The sequence below is a fragment of the Streptomyces sp. NPDC088387 genome (assembly GCF_044753385.1).
GTDB lineage: Bacteria > Actinomycetota > Actinomycetes > Streptomycetales > Streptomycetaceae > Streptomyces.
Window position 1 is genome coordinate 385629 of the sequence record NZ_JBIVNC010000003.1, and the last position, 15449, is coordinate 401077.

At 73.8% G+C, this 15449-nt stretch carries 13 protein-coding genes; 8 read left to right on the top strand and 5 right to left on the bottom strand.

What is annotated here, in order from left to right; all coding sequences use genetic code 11:
* Nucleotides 1-86: 86 nt before the first annotated feature.
* The gene (locus ACIQAC_RS09920) at nt 87-539 is read right to left on the bottom strand and encodes a hypothetical protein (RefSeq protein ID WP_402188759.1); all 453 of its coding nucleotides are present in this window, start codon (nt 537-539) and stop codon (nt 87-89) included.
* 212 nt (nt 540-751) lie between these two features.
* Here ACIQAC_RS09920 and ACIQAC_RS09925 point away from each other — a divergent pair, with 212 nt between their 5' ends.
* The 3 genes from ACIQAC_RS09925 (at nt 752) to ACIQAC_RS09935 (ending at nt 4243) form a co-directional block, all read left to right on the top strand.
* Complete coding sequence (locus ACIQAC_RS09925; protein WP_402189291.1) at nt 752-1897, top strand: PP2C family protein-serine/threonine phosphatase; 1146 nt, start codon at nt 752-754, stop codon at nt 1895-1897.
* Nucleotides 1898-2124: 227 nt separating this feature from the next.
* Nucleotides 2125-3246 carry a hypothetical protein gene (locus ACIQAC_RS09930; protein WP_402188761.1) on the top strand — a complete coding sequence of 374 codons (1122 nt, stop codon included), beginning with the start codon at nt 2125-2127 and terminating at the stop codon, nt 3244-3246.
* A gap of 103 nt (nt 3247-3349) precedes the next feature.
* On the top strand, nt 3350-4243 hold the full coding sequence (locus ACIQAC_RS09935) for a hypothetical protein (RefSeq protein WP_402188762.1): 894 nt from the start codon (nt 3350-3352) through the stop codon (nt 4241-4243).
* Nucleotides 4244-4351: 108 nt separating this feature from the next.
* On the opposite strand, the gene ACIQAC_RS09940 is transcribed toward ACIQAC_RS09935, so the two are convergent.
* Nucleotides 4352-4663 carry a DUF6401 family natural product biosynthesis protein gene (locus ACIQAC_RS09940; protein ID WP_402188764.1) on the bottom strand — a complete coding sequence of 104 codons (312 nt, stop codon included), beginning with the start codon at nt 4661-4663 and terminating at the stop codon, nt 4352-4354.
* 241 nt (nt 4664-4904) lie between these two features.
* Nucleotides 4905-5066 carry a hypothetical protein gene (locus tag ACIQAC_RS09945; protein WP_402188766.1) on the bottom strand — a complete coding sequence of 54 codons (162 nt, stop codon included), beginning with the start codon at nt 5064-5066 and terminating at the stop codon, nt 4905-4907.
* 241 nt (nt 5067-5307) lie between these two features.
* On the opposite strand from ACIQAC_RS09945, the gene ACIQAC_RS09950 reads away from it, so the two are divergent.
* Nucleotides 5308-6651 carry a helix-turn-helix domain-containing protein gene (locus ACIQAC_RS09950; protein WP_402188768.1) on the top strand — a complete coding sequence of 448 codons (1344 nt, stop codon included), beginning with the start codon at nt 5308-5310 and terminating at the stop codon, nt 6649-6651.
* A 13-nt stretch (nt 6652-6664) separates the two neighbouring features.
* Here ACIQAC_RS09950 and ACIQAC_RS09955 read toward each other — a convergent pair whose 3' ends face one another.
* Nucleotides 6665-7432: a hypothetical protein gene (locus tag ACIQAC_RS09955; RefSeq protein ID WP_402188770.1), complete on the bottom strand. Its 768-nt coding sequence runs from the start codon at nt 7430-7432 to the stop codon at nt 6665-6667.
* Nucleotides 7433-8142: 710 nt separating this feature from the next.
* On the opposite strand from ACIQAC_RS09955, the gene ACIQAC_RS09960 reads away from it, so the two are divergent.
* A complete protein-coding gene (locus ACIQAC_RS09960) occupies nt 8143-9114 on the top strand; it encodes a nucleoside hydrolase (protein ID WP_402188772.1) in 972 nt (323 codons plus the stop codon).
* 10 nt (nt 9115-9124) lie between these two features.
* Here ACIQAC_RS09960 and ACIQAC_RS09965 read toward each other — a convergent pair whose 3' ends face one another.
* Nucleotides 9125-10123 (bottom strand): GlxA family transcriptional regulator, encoded by a 999-nt coding sequence (locus ACIQAC_RS09965; protein ID WP_402188774.1) that lies wholly within the window; start codon nt 10121-10123, stop codon nt 9125-9127.
* A 259-nt stretch (nt 10124-10382) separates the two neighbouring features.
* Here ACIQAC_RS09965 and ACIQAC_RS09970 point away from each other — a divergent pair, with 259 nt between their 5' ends.
* The 3 genes from ACIQAC_RS09970 (at nt 10383) to ACIQAC_RS09980 (ending at nt 15237) form a co-directional block, all read left to right on the top strand.
* On the top strand, nt 10383-10973 hold the full coding sequence (locus ACIQAC_RS09970) for a cysteine hydrolase family protein (RefSeq protein WP_402188776.1): 591 nt from the start codon (nt 10383-10385) through the stop codon (nt 10971-10973).
* An 83-nt stretch (nt 10974-11056) separates the two neighbouring features.
* Nucleotides 11057-12727: a glycoside hydrolase family 13 protein gene (locus ACIQAC_RS09975; protein WP_402188778.1), complete on the top strand. Its 1671-nt coding sequence runs from the start codon at nt 11057-11059 to the stop codon at nt 12725-12727.
* 212 nt (nt 12728-12939) lie between these two features.
* Nucleotides 12940-15237 carry a LuxR C-terminal-related transcriptional regulator gene (locus ACIQAC_RS09980; protein WP_402189292.1) on the top strand — a complete coding sequence of 766 codons (2298 nt, stop codon included), beginning with the start codon at nt 12940-12942 and terminating at the stop codon, nt 15235-15237.
* Nucleotides 15238-15449 lie beyond the last annotated feature (212 nt).

Consider the following 15449-nt stretch of genomic DNA (forward strand, 5'->3'; position numbering starts at 1 on the left):
GGGTGGAGGGAAGAGAGGGAAGAGGGAAACACGTGGGCCCCGGCTGCCGTGCCGGGGCCCACGTGCGTCCGGGGTGCCGCTCAGCCTCAGCCGAGGCGGTGGCCCTCGGCGTCCTCGTGCGTGTAGTAGCGGTAGAACAGCACGGCGAAGGTGCCCGCCGCGACCGCGAGCGCCATCAGACAGGACCGCAGCACGGTCGCGCCGGTCAGGCTGTAGAGGAAACCGAACGCGATGCCGGCGAACGCCGCCCAGAGCATCGCGTGCACTTCGCGCTTCACCCGCGAGGCCAGTTCGCGTACGCCGATCAGGACCACGGCGAAGGCGAGCACCGAGACGAAGCCGAGCAGCAGGTTCCAGCCGGTGATCCCATCACCGCCGCGCGCGTTGGCCGCGGCCCAGTAGCCGTAGACCAGGCCGAGTCCGACGGGTGCCGCCCACTTGGCGACCGTGTGGGTCCGTTCGCTGAACACGTCCGGGAGCCGGGTCCGGCCGGGCGTGGTGCCCGGTGCGGCGCCGGGTGCGGGTGCGGCTTGAGCCATGAGAGCACTCCTCTCTCTCGCCCCCGCCTTCCAGGGCACACCTGCCCGGGTCACCTGGCAAGTCCGGACGGCGGGCGGGCACGCGCTTCCGGCCGGATGCGGGGGGCCGCCCGCCGTGTTTCGCTGGCCTCATGAGGTCCGCGGGCGACCGGGCGCTGAGACCCGTGAGCTACGCCGGGACCGGCCGGAGCCTGCTCGACCGGCTGCCCTGGATGCGCCGCGCACAGCTGTGGCACCAGTACGGGATCCTGCGGATCCGCGACCGCAGCGCGGGCTGGCTGCCGCCGCTGGTCCTGCTGCTCGGCATCGTCGCCGTCGACTACGGCACCGGCACCGACTTCCGGATCATCACCTGGGTGGTGCTGGTGCCGGGGATCGCGGCGGCGCTCTGCGGGGTGTGGGCGACGGCCGCGTTCACCGGGCTGGTGCTGGTCACGTACGTGACCGTGGAGGCGCTCTTTCCGAACCAGTTCAGCGCCCAGTTCTCCGACTTCACGCTGATCGCGCTGGGCGGGATGCTGGCCACGCTGGCCTGCGCGGTCCGGGTGCGCGGCGAGGAACGCATCCTGCGGATGAGGGACGTCACCGAGACCGTACGCCGTACCGTGCTGCGCCCGCTGCCGCCCGGCTGGGGCGGCCTCGAACACGCCGAGGTCTATCTCGCCGCCGACACCGAGGCGCGGGTCGGCGGCGACTTCTACGACATCCAGCCCTGTCCGTACGGCACCCGTGTGCTGCTCGGCGATGTGCAGGGCAAGGGGCTCGGGGCGGTGGAGGCGGCGGCCGCGCTGCTCGGCACGTTCCGGGAGGCCGGGTACCACGAGGCGGACCTCGCGACGGTCGGCGAACGCCTCGAAGTGCGGATCCTGCGGCACGGGCGGCGGGTGGAGGAGCTGGGGCGGGACGACGGGGACCGCTTCGCGACGGCCGTGCTGCTGGAGTTCCCCGAGGGCGAGCGGGGGGTGGTGGACGTCGTGAACTTCGGGCACGAGCCGCCGCTGGTGGTGGGGGCGGGGGGTGTGCGGTCGCTGCCGCCCGGTGAGGGGGTGCCGCTGGGGCTGGGTGATCTGGTGCCGGGGGCGGGCGCGGGGGGCGTGGCCGGGCGGGTGTGTGTGCAGCGGGTGGCGTTGGCGGCGGGGGAGACGCTGTTGCTGACGACGGACGGGGTGACGGAGGCGCGGGACGCGGCGGGGACGTTCTTTCCGCTGGAGGAGGTGGTGGGGCGGGCTGTCGCCGCGGATGCGCGGTGTGTGGAGCCGTGGCGGTTGGTGGGGGTGGTGAGTGAGGGGGTGGAGCGGCACTCCGGCGGTCGTCTGGCGGACGACACGACGGTGTTCGCGGTACGGGTGTTGCGGTGAGCGGGGTGCGGCTGTGCGGGGGTTGCGGTGCGGGGGCGTTGCGCAGCCCGGCGCGACGGGGTGCCGCCGCGCCCACCCGTGCCGCCCCAGCGGCACGACTGCCCGCGGCTACGCGGGCTTTAGGGGCGCGGGGAACTGCGCGATCGGCCCCCACCGGCCCGCACCGGACAGCCAAGCTCTCAGCGGCAGCGTTAACGTGTGCTAAGTGATCGGGTGAAGGGGGACACATGGGTGGGACCGTGCTGCTGGTCGCCGGCGCGCCGGTGGGACGCGGAAGGCTGGTGGACGCCACCTCCGTCCTCCCCGTCCTCTCCGCCGTAGCCCCCGGCGTCCTCGCGGGCACCGACACCGCCCATGTCGTGGAACTGGCCGACCCGTTGGAACCCCAGGCCGTACTCACCCGGCTGCGCGCCGCCGCCGCGAACCCCGACCCGCTCACGGTGTTCGTCGTAGGACAGCTCCAACTCGACCGGCGCCAACGGCTTCCGCACCTCGCGCTGGCCCGCACCACACCCGCCACCATGCGCTACACCGGCTTCCCCTGGCACTGGTTCCGTGAGGAACTGCGCCTGCGGGCACCGGGCAGCACCACCCTCCTGCTCGACCTGCACGCCGACGCCGACTGCTGGGAGCACCTGCGCGCCCACCCCCTCGACTCCGGTCGCGGACACGCCGTGTACGGACGGATCGCGCCCCCGCCGGGCCGCCGTACCGTCGGGCAGCCGTCGTACATGAAGGCCGTGGCGACGATTCTGCGCAGTGGCCACCGGCCGCTACCGGAACGGTTGCACCAGCAGGCGCTGACCCGAATCGCGGACGAGGGCAAGGGCGCGGGCGTCGGTATCGTCCTCGGCAACGCCGTACCCACCATGCCCACCATGCCCACCATGCCCACCATGCCCACCATGCCCGCCGCGGCGCCCACCGCCCCCGACCCGCACGCCGCGCTCGCCGACGCCGTGCGGTCCGGGCGGCACGCCGACGCGGACGCCCTCGCGGCGCGGTGGGAGCAGGCGGCCGTACGGTCGCACGGGCCCGGTTCCGACGAGGCGCTGCACTGGTCGGAGGTCCGGGCCGACCTCGCCATGCTGGCCGGGGACGCGGTCCGCAGCTGCCGCACCTGGCTCGCGGTGGCCGGCGCCCGGCTCGCCGCGGGGCAGCCGGCCGACGCGCCCGCGGTCGAGGCGGCCGTGGACCGCGCCCACCACCAGTGGGGCGCGATCGGGGACGCGTCCCGCGCCCGCGAACTGGGCCCCGCGCTCGCGGAGTTGCGCGGCCGGGTGCCGGGGCGCCGGGCGGGCGCCCTGGACCATGTGCGGCGCCAGCTGGAGCAGCTCCAGGGCGCCTGACGCCCGCCGCGCGTGTCACCCGTACGGCGGTGTCCCCCGGGCCCGGGACCGGCGGCGCTGCTATCCACGTAGGAGGGGGCCGCACGGATCGAAGGAGCCGCTCATGGCCACCACGCACCCGTCCACCCTCGCCGTCGAATGGACGCAGGGCCTCAACGACGCCTGGTCGAAGATCGCGCAGTTCGTGCCCAAGCTCATCGGCTTCCTCGTGATCCTGGCCATCGGCTGGTTCGTCTCGCGGCTGATAGCCCGCGTCCTCGACCGGGTGCTGCGCAAGGTCGGCTCCGAGCGGCTGTCGCAGCGGGCGGGCACGGCACGGCTGCTTCAGGAGTCCCGGTACGACATGACCGGCATCGTCTGCCGGATCGTGTACTACGCGCTGATGCTGATCACCCTCCAGCTCGCCCTCGGTGTCTTCGGCCCGAACCCGGTCAGCTCGATGATCAACGGCATCGTGGCCTGGCTGCCGCGCGGCATCGTCGCGGTCGTCCTGATCGTCGTCGCCATGGCCATCGCCAACGCGGTGCGCGGCATCGTCTCCGGCGCCCTGTCGTCGGTCTCCTACGGCCGTACGGTCGCCACCATCGTCTGGGCCGCCATCCTGGCCCTCGGTGTGATCGCCGCGCTCGGCCAGGCCGGTATCGCCACCTCGGTCACCCAGCCGCTGCTGTACGCGGCCCTCGCGGCGGCCGTCGGCATCCTCGTCGTGGGTGTCGGCGGCGGCATGATCATGCCGATGCGGCAGCGCTGGGAGCGCTGGCTGACCGTGGCCGAGCGGGAGTCCTTCCGGGCCAAGGGCAGCGTCGGCGCCTACCAGGCCGGCCGACAGGACGCCCTGACCCACCAGCCGGCCCGCGAACGGACGGACATGCCGGGGCGTGGGACTGGCGGGATGAGCGGTTCCGGCGGGATGGGCGGCACGGGTGGGACGGGTGGTCCTGGCGGGACGGGCGGTCCGGGCGGGGCGGACCGGCCGGGCCCGGCGGACATGAGCTAGGCCTGGTCCTGTTCCGGGCCTGGTTCTGGGGCCTGGCTCCGGCCGCTTGGCCGATACGCCCGGGACCGCGGCTCTGTTCGTCTCCCCGGTCCCGTTGGCCGGACAGGTCTACGGCGCGGGTTCCGTGAGCAGGTCGTGCCGGCTGACCAGCCAGGTGATGGCGGTCAGCCGGCACACCGCGTAGTCGTGGCCGACGGGTTCGCGCCAGTCGAGTTCGGCGAGGGCGTCGAGGAAGCCGAGCGCGTAGTCCGCGAGGACCTCGCGGTGCGGGGGGTGCGGGACCAGACCCGGCGCCGGGGCGGACAGCCGGTCCCTGAGCTCCGCCACGTGCTGGTCCACGGCCGCCGTGAACGCGGGCTCGAACGCGAACTCCGCGAAGCGGGGCGCGTACGTGTTGCTGATGGCGGCCAACGGGGACATTCCCCCACGTTAAACGGGGAGAGCGGGGGTGGTGGAGGGGGCTTTGTGATGGTTTACGTCACACCGGGACACGGGACACCGGGACACCGGGACACTGGGACGCAAGCCGGAGAGTCGGCCGCGGCCCGGCCCCTCCGGCACTCCGGCGGCCCGCTTGTGGCGGGCTCGGCCGGGTGGGGTCCGCGGGGTGGAGGGTGATCCGCCGGACCGGTCGGAGGTCCTCAGGGCCGGGGGGTGGTCGTCACGGGCGGGCGGAGTGGGTGACTCCGTCGGCCGTGGCCGCGCGGGCGGGGCCCGCGTTGGCGGCGGTGATCAGGGCGACGGCCGCGATCACGGCCGCGACCAGGGCTCTGGTGTAGCGGGCGGGAGGACGTCCGTTGCGCGCGGATGTACGTCCGAGCACGGCAACCTCGCAAGGCTCGCAGGGGGTGGTGCGCGGTCGGGTGGAGCGTGGTCGGGGGTGGTTCACCGCGGGGCGGTGCGTTGACGGAAAGTGCAATAACAGCGACGTGTTAACCACCCTTAATACGTCTCCTAACGTAGAGGGTTCCGGAGCCCAACCGGAAGGGGGTCAGGCGGAGTTGGGCCATTCAAACGATCCAAGTCGCTGAGTAATAAGTGCACTTACTGGCAGGATTAAGCGCATGGCGAACCGGGACGACCCCGAGACCATCGGGCGCAGGGTGCAGCAGCTGCGGCACGAGCGCGGTCTGACACAGCGGCAGTTGGCGGAACCCGCCTACACACCCGCCTACATCTCCACCCTGGAGGCCGGCCGGGTCCGCCCCTCCGACGAGGCGCTGCGGCATCTCGCCGGGCGGCTCGGCGTCGCCTTCGACGAGCTGGCCACCGGCCGTCCGGCCCGGCTCGCCACCGATCTGCGGCTGCGGCTCACCGAGGCCCAGCGCACCCTGGCCACCGGCGCCGCCGAGGAGGCCGCCGACCAGTACAAGGCGCTGCTCGCCGACGCCGAGGCGCACGCGCTGCCCACCGAACAGGCCACCGCGCTGCTCGGGCTCGGCGAGTGCGGGCTGGACACCGGTGACATCACGGCGGCCCGGCACCACTTCGAGCAGGCCGAGCAGGTGCTCGCCGACCAGCCGCTGCCCGCCCGCGTCCCGGCGCTGCGCGGCCGCGCGATCTCCCACTACCTCGCCGGTGAACTCCGCTACGCCGTCTACCTCCTGGAGTCCACCCTCGACGAGCTGAACCGGGGCGGGCTGCACGACCCGGACGCGCTGCTGCTGCTCTACGGCAGTGTCATCGGCCCGTACATGGACATGGGCGCGCACGCGCGGGCCGCGCAGGCCGCCGAGTTCGCGCTGGCGGTCGCGCCGCAGGCCGGGGATCCGGCACTGGTCGCCAGGATGCACCGGCAGGTCGCCCGTACGCTGCTCGCCGAGGGCCGGATCGCCGAGGCCGACGCCTCGCTCGCCAAGGCCGCCGAGATGTACCGCCAGCTCCAGATCCGTACCGAACTCGCCAACTGCCACTGGATGCGCGGATACGTCTGTGCGCAGAACGGTGAACTGGAGCGCGCCGAGAGCGAGTTGCGCGAGGCGCTGACCATGCTGTCGGCCACCCGTGCCGCGCTCTACCGCAGTCAGGCCGCCGTCGAGCTCGCCGACGTGCTGCACCGGCGCGGCAAGTCCGACGAGGCCGCGGAGCTGCTCCGCGAGGTGCTCGGCGACCTCTCCCCCGAGCGGGGCGCGATGCACGCGGCGGCGGCCCACCGGCTGCTCGGCATCATCGCCGAGGACGCCCGCGACACGGACACCGCCGAGGAGCACTACGTCCGGGCGCTGAGCCTCCTCGAACGGGCGGGCGCGGCGGGCGACCTCGCCGACCTGTGCCGGATGCTCGGTGATCTGCTGCGCCGCACCGGGCGGGTGGAGGCGGCGCTGGACGCGTACCGGACGGGACTGGGACACCGTACGGCGCCCGGTACGACGACCCTCGGACCGGCGCCGGCACAGCCGCCGGTGTGACGCGCCGCGACCGTCAGATCTGCACCCTGCCCTGCTTCCGTACGTCCGCGAGCCGCTCGGCGCCCAGCTCGACGGCGGCCTGGGTGATCTCGGTGTAGACCTCGCCGAGGCCGCCGTTGGTGAGGGTGAACGCGTCCTCGCCGACGCGTACGGCGGCCACGTCGAGGGTGAGGGTCACGGGCTCGCCGTTCACCTCGCGGGTCACGGCGATCCGCAGCCCCTGCCGGACGTCGCCGACCTCCGGCAGCGGGGCGTCGTAGACCTCCACGGTGCGGGGTTCGCCGCGCGGGCCCGACGCCTTGAACGACGGGCAGGCGGCCGGCAGCGTCTTCATCCAGGCCACCACCCGGTCCACGTCCGCCGGGCGGCCGGCGCTGACCTGGTAGCGCAGCTGGGCGTCGTCGTAGCCGTCGTCGAGGCCGATCGCGGCGCGGGCGGGGGCGCCGAGCAGGTCGTCGGCGTAGAGGGCGTCGAGGAGGCGCCGGCAGTCCGGGGCGCTCGTCGTCGCCTTGAGGAAACCGTCCCGCCAGGTCGCCGCGCCCTGTGTCGGCATCCACGGCTCGCCCAGATCGGCCTCGGTGATGAGTGCGGCCTGGGCCTGGGCCTCGGTGAGGGCGGGTGTGGTGGCCGGGGTGGAGGGGGCGGCCTTCGGCACGGATCTGGGGGCCGGGGTGGCGGGGGGTGCGGGCGGTTGGGCGGCGACGGGGTCGGTGGTGGAGCAGGCGGCCACCGTGAGCAGTGTGCTTGCTGCGAGGGCGCAGGTGACGAGGGCGCGGGTCATCGGGGTTCCTCCGGCGAGGGGGGGCGGCGCGGGGCGGGGGGCGAGGGCTCGGGGCGGGAGCGTGGGGCGGGGGCTCGGGGCGAGGGCTCGGGGCGGGGGCGTGGGGTGGGGGCGGTTACGCACCACGGCACCACCGCCCCCGCCCCACCACCACCGAGCCGACCCGTCCGAGTGACCAGCCCGCCCACCCGGCCGCACCCGGCACCGGACCGCGACGGGGTGCCGTGGGTGTGGGTTGCCGCGGGGGCGTTGGCGCAACCCGGCGCGACGGGGGTGCCGCCGCGCCCACCCGTGCCGCCCCAGGCGGCACGCATGCCCGCGGCTACGGCGTGAGTGCGTGCGGCTGCGGCGAGCTTTCGACGGGCGCGAGCCGCAAGGCTTTTGGGGCGCGGGGAACTGCGCGATCAGCCCCCGCCGGGCCTGCACGTGGTACTCGTCGGCGTGTCCGCGGCTGGGGCGAGTTTCCGGCGGGCGCGAGCCGCGAGGCTTTTGGGGCGCGGGGAACTGCGCGATCAGCCCCCGCCGGGCCTGCACGTGGTAGTCGTCGGCGTGTCCGCGGCTGGGGCGAGTTTCCGGCGGGCGCGAGCCGCGAGGTTTTTTGGGGGCGCGGGGAACTGCGTGATCAGCCCCCGCCGGGCCGCGTGGGGAAGGCGCGTAGGGTCCGGACGTATCCGTCGTGGTGAGCGAGTGCCCCGAGAGAAGGAGTCCGCGTGACCGGTCAGCCCATTCCGGTGATCATCGACTGCGACACCGGCGTCGACGATGCCCTCGCGCTGCTGTTCGCCGTACGCCACCCGGACCTGGACCTGCGGGCGGTGACCTGTGTCGCCGGGAACACCGACGTCGACGGCGTGGTCCGCAACACCCTGACCGTGCTGGAACAAGCCGGCGCGCCCCACATCCCGGTGGCCCGCGGAGCCTCCCGCCCCCTGATCGAGGCCCCCCGCTCCGCCAAGCACGTACACGGCGAGGACGGAATGGGCGACCTCGGACTGCCCGCGCCGACCCGCGCCCCGGCCGACGTGGACGCCCTCACCCTGCTGCGCCGCGAGATCCTCGCCTCGCCGCGCCCGGTCACCCTGATTCCGACGGCACCGCTGACCAACATCGCGCTGCTGCTGCGCACCCACCCCGAGGTGGTCGGCAACATCGAGCGGATCGTGTTCATGGGCGGCGCGGTCGCCACCGGAAACGCCACCCCCGTCGCCGAGTTCAACGTCTGGCACGACCCGGAGGCGGCCGCGATCCTGCTGACCGCCGGGGTCCCGATCACCATGTACGGGCTGGACGTGTTCATGCGCGTCGACGTCCCGGCGCCGGACGTACGGCGGCTGCGCGCCAGCGACGAGCCCGGCGCGCGGCTGGCCGGCGAACTCCTCGCCCACCGCCCGTCCGCGCCCGACCCCGACGGCGACGACCCGGCCGGCGGCCTCGGCGACGCGGGCGCGGTGTGCGCGGTCGTCGACCCGGCGGGCCTGACCACCCGCCTCCTCCCGGTCGAGGTGTCCCTGGCGCCGGGCCCCACCCGCGGACAGACCATCGTCGACCGGCGCCCCCGGCCAGGCGAGGCCGAGATCCACGAGGGCGGGCGCGAGACGGCCCTGGTGGACGTGGCGCTCGACGTCGACGTGGCCAGATACACCAAGCTCTACCTGGACACGGTGGAGGGCGGGGCGCGGTAGCCCCGCCGGCTCACCGCTGAAGGGCCGGGTGCCGGAACCGTCCCCGGTACTCCGTCGGCGTGGTGTCCAGCCTGCGGCGGAAGGCCCGTACGAGTGTGTCCGTCGTGCCGAACCCGCAGGCGGACGCGACCCGTTCGAGCGTGTCGTCGGTGGTTTCGAGGCGGATACGGGCCGCCTCGACCCGGGCCGACTCCACGTACGCGGCCGGGGTCGTGCCGAGTTCGGTCCGGAAGATCCGGGCGAGCTGGCGCTCGCTGACGTGGATGCGGGCCGCGAGGTCGGCAACGGAGAGCGGTTCGCACAGGTGCCGGGTGACGTGGTGGCGCAGCTCCTCCACCCGGCGGGTCGTGGACAGCGGCTCCAGCGGAACGCTGAACTGGCTCTGCCCGCCCGGCCGTTTCAGGTACATCACCAGCTGCCGGGCGACCCGCAGGGCCGCGGCCTCGCCGAAGTCGTCGGCGACCAGGGCGAGGGAGAGATCGAGGCAGGCGGTGATGCCCGCGCCGGTCCACACGTCGCCCTCGCGGATGAAGATCGGGTCGGGGTCGACCTCGACGGCCGGATGGTCGTCGGCGAGCTGCTGGGCGGTCGACCAGTGGGTGGTGGCCCGTCTGCCGTCCAGCAGACCGGCCTCGGCGAGGAGATGCGCGCCGACACAGACCGAGGCCACCCGGCGGGACCGGACGGCCAGCTCCCGTACCCGCGCGACCAGCGCCGGGTCGGTGAGCGCCCGGATCCGGCCCTGGTCGTCGATCTCGACCGACCCGGGCACGATCAGGGTGTCGATGCTCCGCCCGGCCACCTCCGCCAGCGTGACGTCGGGCAGCACCCGCACCCCGGCGGAGGTGGTGACGGGGTCCAGGGTCTCGGCGGCCAGGACCACCTCGTGGCCGTCGGCGCCGTCCACCTCGCGGCGCAGCATGCCGAAGACCTCGGCGGGCCCGGTGACGTCCAGCAGGTCGACGCCGTCGAAGAGCAGCACAACGACGGTCCGTTTTGCCTGATCCATCAGGGCCTCCGGTCTGCTCGGCACGAACGTCTGCGCGGCACGGACGTCTGCGCGGCATGAACGTCTGCGCGGCACGAACGTCTGCGCGGCACGAATGTCTGCTCGGCGCGGACACCCACCTGCCGTGGACCTGTCCGTCGTGGTGTCCGGATCTGCATGCTAGGCGTCATTGCCGACATCACGCACCGGCTCGTAGCGTTCAAGGGCCGCCCCCGCCCGGTGTGCGGCGCTTCCCACCACCACCGAGAAGGGCACCCTCATGGCCTCCGCCACCCTGCGCGAGCTGACCGGCTCCGACCAGACGCCCGCCGCCCTGGCCGACGCGACGCTGATCCTCGTCGACTACCAGAACACCTACACCCGCGGGGCGCTGGAACTCGAAGGCTGGCAGGCCGCCCTCGACGCGGGCGCCGAACTGCTGGCCCGCGCCCGCCGGGCCGGCGCGACGGTCGTCCACGTCGTGCACGACGCCGGTGAGGGCTCCCCCTACGACATCCGCGCCGAGATCGGCCGCATCCACCCCCGGGTCGCGCCCGCCGAGGGGGAGCGGACCGTCGTCAAGAAGGCGCCCGACTCCTTCGTCGGCACGGAACTCGGCGACCTCGTCGACGCGGCCGGACACCAGGACGTGGTCGTCGCCGGGTTCATGACCCACATGTGTGTGACCTTCACCGCCCAGGGCGCCTTCCTGCGCGGCAACCGCCCCACCGTCGTCGCCGACGCCTGCGCCACCCGCCCCCTGGAGACGGCCGTCTCCCCGGTCTCCGCCGAGCAGCTCCACCACGGCGCCCTGGCCACGATCGCCGACGTCTACGGAGTGGTCGTACCGACCGCCGCCGCCCTGCGCTGAACCCGGGGAGTTTCGCCGTCGGCGCGAAAGGGACAGAGTCTGTTCTGTCTGCATGCTCCACGCACCGTCCATGAGGAGTCCGCGTGACCGTACGACCCGACCCGCCCACGCCCGACCTCTCGCCGCGGCACGCCGACTGGTGGCGGCAGGCCGTCGTCTACCAGGTCTATCCGCGCAGCTTCGGCGACGCGGACGGCGACGGCCTCGGTGACCTGAAGGGCGTCACCGAACACCTCGGGCATCTCGCCGCGCTCGGCGTGGACGCCCTGTGGCTGAGCCCGTTCTACCCGTCCGAGCTGGCCGACGGCGGCTACGACGTCATCGACTACCGCGACGTCGACCCGCGCCTGGGCACCCTGGACGACTTCGACGCGATGACCGCCGAGGCGCACCGGCTCGGTCTGAAGGTCGTCGTCGACCTGGTGCCCAACCACAGCTCGCACCGGCACGTCTGGTTCCAGGAGGCGCTCGCGGCGGGCCCCGGATCACCGGCCCGCGACCGGTACGTGTTCCGCGACGGACGCGGTGCGCACGGCGAACTCCCGCCCACCGACTGGCAGTCCGTGTTCGGCGGCAGCGCGTGGCGGCGGGTCGCGGACGGGCAGTGGTACCTGCACCTGTTCACCCCCGAACAGCCCGACTTCAACTGGGGCCACGAGGAGGTCCGCGCCGACTTCCGCACCACCCTGCGGTTCTGGTCGGACCGGGGTGTCGACGGCTTCCGCGTGGACGTCGCGCACGCCCTCGCCAAGGACCTCGCCGAGCCGCTGCGGGACCTGGGCGCGCCCGAACTCAGCGGTGACAGCGCGCTGGAGCACATGGCCCCCGGCAGCCACCCGTTCTACGACCGCGACGAGGTGCACGCGATCTACCGGGACTGGCGGGAGATCTTCGACAGTTACGATCCACCGCGCATGGCCGTCGCCGAGGCGTGGGTGCCGAACGCGCGCCGTGTCCGGTACGCCCGCCCCGACGAGCTGGGCCAGGCCTTCAACTTCGAGTACCTCCAGGCCCCCTGGGACGCGGCGGCGCTCCGGCAGGTCATCTCCGACTCCCTCGACACGGCCCGCGCGGCGGGGGCGTCCGCGACGTGGGTGCTGTCCAACCACGACGTCGTGCGGCACGCATCCCGTCTGATGCTGCCGCCCGGCACGGAGAGCAACGACTGGCTGCTGTCCGGCGGCCACGCCCCCGCCGTCGACACCGCCGCCGGTCTGCGCCGGGCCCGCGCGGCCACCCTGCTGATGCTGGCGCTGCCCGGCTCGGCCTACCTCTACCAGGGTGAGGAACTCGGCCTGCCCGAGGTCGCCGACCTGCCCTTCGAGGTGCTTCAGGATCCGGTCTGGGAGCAGACGGGGCATGTCCAGAAGGGGCGCGACGGATCCCGGGTGCCGCTGCCGTGGACCACGACGGGGCCGTCGTACGGGTTCGGCGCGGGCGGTTCCTGGCTGCCGCAGCCGGAGTCCTTCGCGTCGTACGCGGTGGCTGCGCAGGACGGGGTCGAGGGGTCCACGTTGGAGCTCTACCGCACGGCGCTGCGGCTGCGGCGGAAGCTGTCCGACGCGGAGTCCCTGACCTGGGTCGACGGCTTCGCGCCGGGCGTTCTCGCGTTCAGTCGGTCGGACCGGTGGCGTTGCGTGGCGAACCTGTCCGGTACGGAGGTTGGTCTGCCTGCGGGAGAGGTGCTTCTGGCCAGTGGTCCGCTGACTTCCGACGGTCGGCTCGGGCCCGACACGACCGTGTGGTTGGGGTAGCCATTCGGCCGCGGGCCGGTGGGGGCTTGTCGCGCCCGCGCGGCGGTAGCCGCACATCGAGCAGAGCCCCGCGCCCCTCAAGGGGTTGGTGTGGGCGTTGGGTGAGCGGAGCCGGCGTGGTGTTCACCCGGCTTGGCGGTTCTTGGGGCATTCACGGTTGGTGAGGGGGTGCCTACGCTGTGATGGGTTGTATGGACTGCGTCGGGGGTCGTATGGGGTTCGGGTTCGGGCAGCGGCGTGGTGGGCAACTGCCCGTGGAGTTGACGAGTTTCGTCGGACGGGACGTGGAACTCGCGCTGATCCGTACCGCGTTGGAGCAGTCCCGCCTGGTCACGCTGGTCGGACCGGGCGGGGTCGGCAAGAGCCGTACGGCGTTGCGGGCCGCCGGGGCGGTGGCGGGGCGGTTCCCGGACGGGGTGCGGCTGGTGGAGCTGTCCGCGCTGCGGGACCCGGAGCTGATCCCGGCGACGCTCGCCGGCGTGCTCGAACTGCCGGAGCAGTCGGGGATGACCCCGCTGGACGCGGTCGTGGAGCATCTGCGCGGCAGGCGGCTGCTGCTCGTCCTCGACACCTGCGAGCATCTCGTCGACGCCTGCGCGATGCTCACCGACATCCTGCTGCGCGAGGCCGGCGGCCTGAGTGTGCTCGCGACCAGCAGGCAGCCGCTCGACGTGCCCGGCGAGCACTGCGTACCGCTCGCGCCGCTGGCCAGGGAGGACGCGGTCGATCTGTTCGTGCAGCGGGCCGCCGCCGTCGCCCCGGGGTTCACCGGTACCGGCACCGACCGCGAGCGGACGCTGGCGCTCGTCGACCGGCTCGACGGCATCCCGCTGGCCCTCGAACTGGCCGCCGTACGGCTGCGGGCCGTACCGCTCGCCGAACTGGTCGCCCGGCTCGACCGGCGTTTCGAGGTGCTGACCGGTGGCCGCCGTACCCGGCTCACCCGGCACCAGACCCTGCGCACGGCCATCGACTGGTCGCACGATCTGTGCACCGCCGAGGAACGGCTGCTGTGGGCGCGGCTGTCGGTGTTCGCGGGGTCGTTCGAGCTGTCGGCCGCCGAGCGGGTCTGCGCGGACGGCGAACTCGGCCCCGAGCAGGTGGTGGAGGCGCTGATCGGGCTGGTCGACAAGTCCGTGGTACGGCGGATCGGCGAGGACGGCGGCCGCTACCGGCTGCTCGACACCCTGCGCGAGTACGGCGCCGGGCGCCTGGAGCGCACCCCGGACGCCGGGGCCGGGGTGAAGGAGCGGCACTTCGCGCACTACGAGCGGCTCGTCGCCCGGTTCTGGGACGAGTTCCTGAGCCCGGCGCAGGTGGCGCTGCACCGGGCGGTGCGCGAGGACATCTCCGACATCCGGGCGGCTCTGGCGTACGGGTGCGCGGGCGACGACGGTCGGGCCGTGGACGCGCTGTGGCTGGCGACGCGGCTGGGCCCGTACTGGCGGGCGGCCGGCACGTTGTCCGAGGGCAGGCACTGGATCGACAAGGGGCTCGCCCGGGTCCCGCAGGACTGCCCGGAGCGGGCCTGGGGACTCCAGATGACCGGCATCTTCGGCGTCTGGACGGCCGATCTGGAGACGGCGGTCGAACGGTTTCCGCTGGCCCACGAGGTGGCCGTGAGGGTCGGTGAGGAGCGGGTGGAGCGATCGGCCGCCGCGTATCTGGGCGCGATGGCCGTGTTCGGCGGGGACGTCGAGGGCGGGCTCGCCGAACTGGAGCGGCACCGGCTGCGGATCGTGGCGTCCGGCGACGGCCTGGCCATCGGTGTGGTCCACTACGAGGCCGCGCTGCTGCGGGCCGTGCTGGGCGACACCGCCGGGGCGCTGGAGCTGTGCCGGTTCGGCCTGGACTATCTGGCGCGGCTGGGCGAGCGGCAGTTGTACGCGTCCACCACCGCGACCCAGGGTCTGATCCTGTGGCTGAACGGCGACCACGAGGAGAGCGAGCGCCGGTTCCTGGCCGGTCTGGAGGCGGCGAGCGAGATCGGCGAGGTGCTGGTGGCCGCGCTCGCCTGTCTGGGCCTCGCGTGGTGCGCGGCCCGCGGTGAACGCCCGGTCCGTGCCTGCTGGTTGCTCGGGTACGCCGAACACGCGCGGCGCCTGGGCGGCGATCCGATCACCCTGCTGCCACGGCTCCTGGAGGAGCAGGACGCCGTACAGAAGTCGGTGCGGGCGACGCTCGGCGCGGCCGAGTTCGAGCGGTGGTGGGAGGCGGGGGCGCGGATGAGCGGCCAGGAGGTGCTGGAGGCGGTTCGCGCCGACGCCGACCTCCCTGTGCCGCCGCGGCCCGCGGCCCCGCCCGCCCGCCGGCCGGCGACCCGCACCGCGGACTCCCTGACCCGGCGCGAACGCGAGGTCGCCGCGCTCGTCGCCCAGGGCCTGTCCAACCGGGAGATCGCCGAACGCCTCGTCATCTCCAAACGCACCGTCGACGCCCACGTCGAGCACATCCTCGCCAAGCTGGGCATCACCTCACGTACCGAGATCCCGGCGGTCGCCGGACCCTAGGCCGCCGGCCCTGGCGTACGTACGTATCCCCCGACCGGGCGGTACGTGTACCGACGTTCGTGGCTCCGGGCCGTGTCCGGCACACCGGCACGGCAGGCTGGTCGTGCCGCCCGGGGGACGGATCGTGCCGGGCGCCGGCAGTTGGTCACCCCCACGGCTGTCATGGCAAGGTGCCCGGCACCGCACCTCCCCCCGGCGGCGTCACAGCGGGG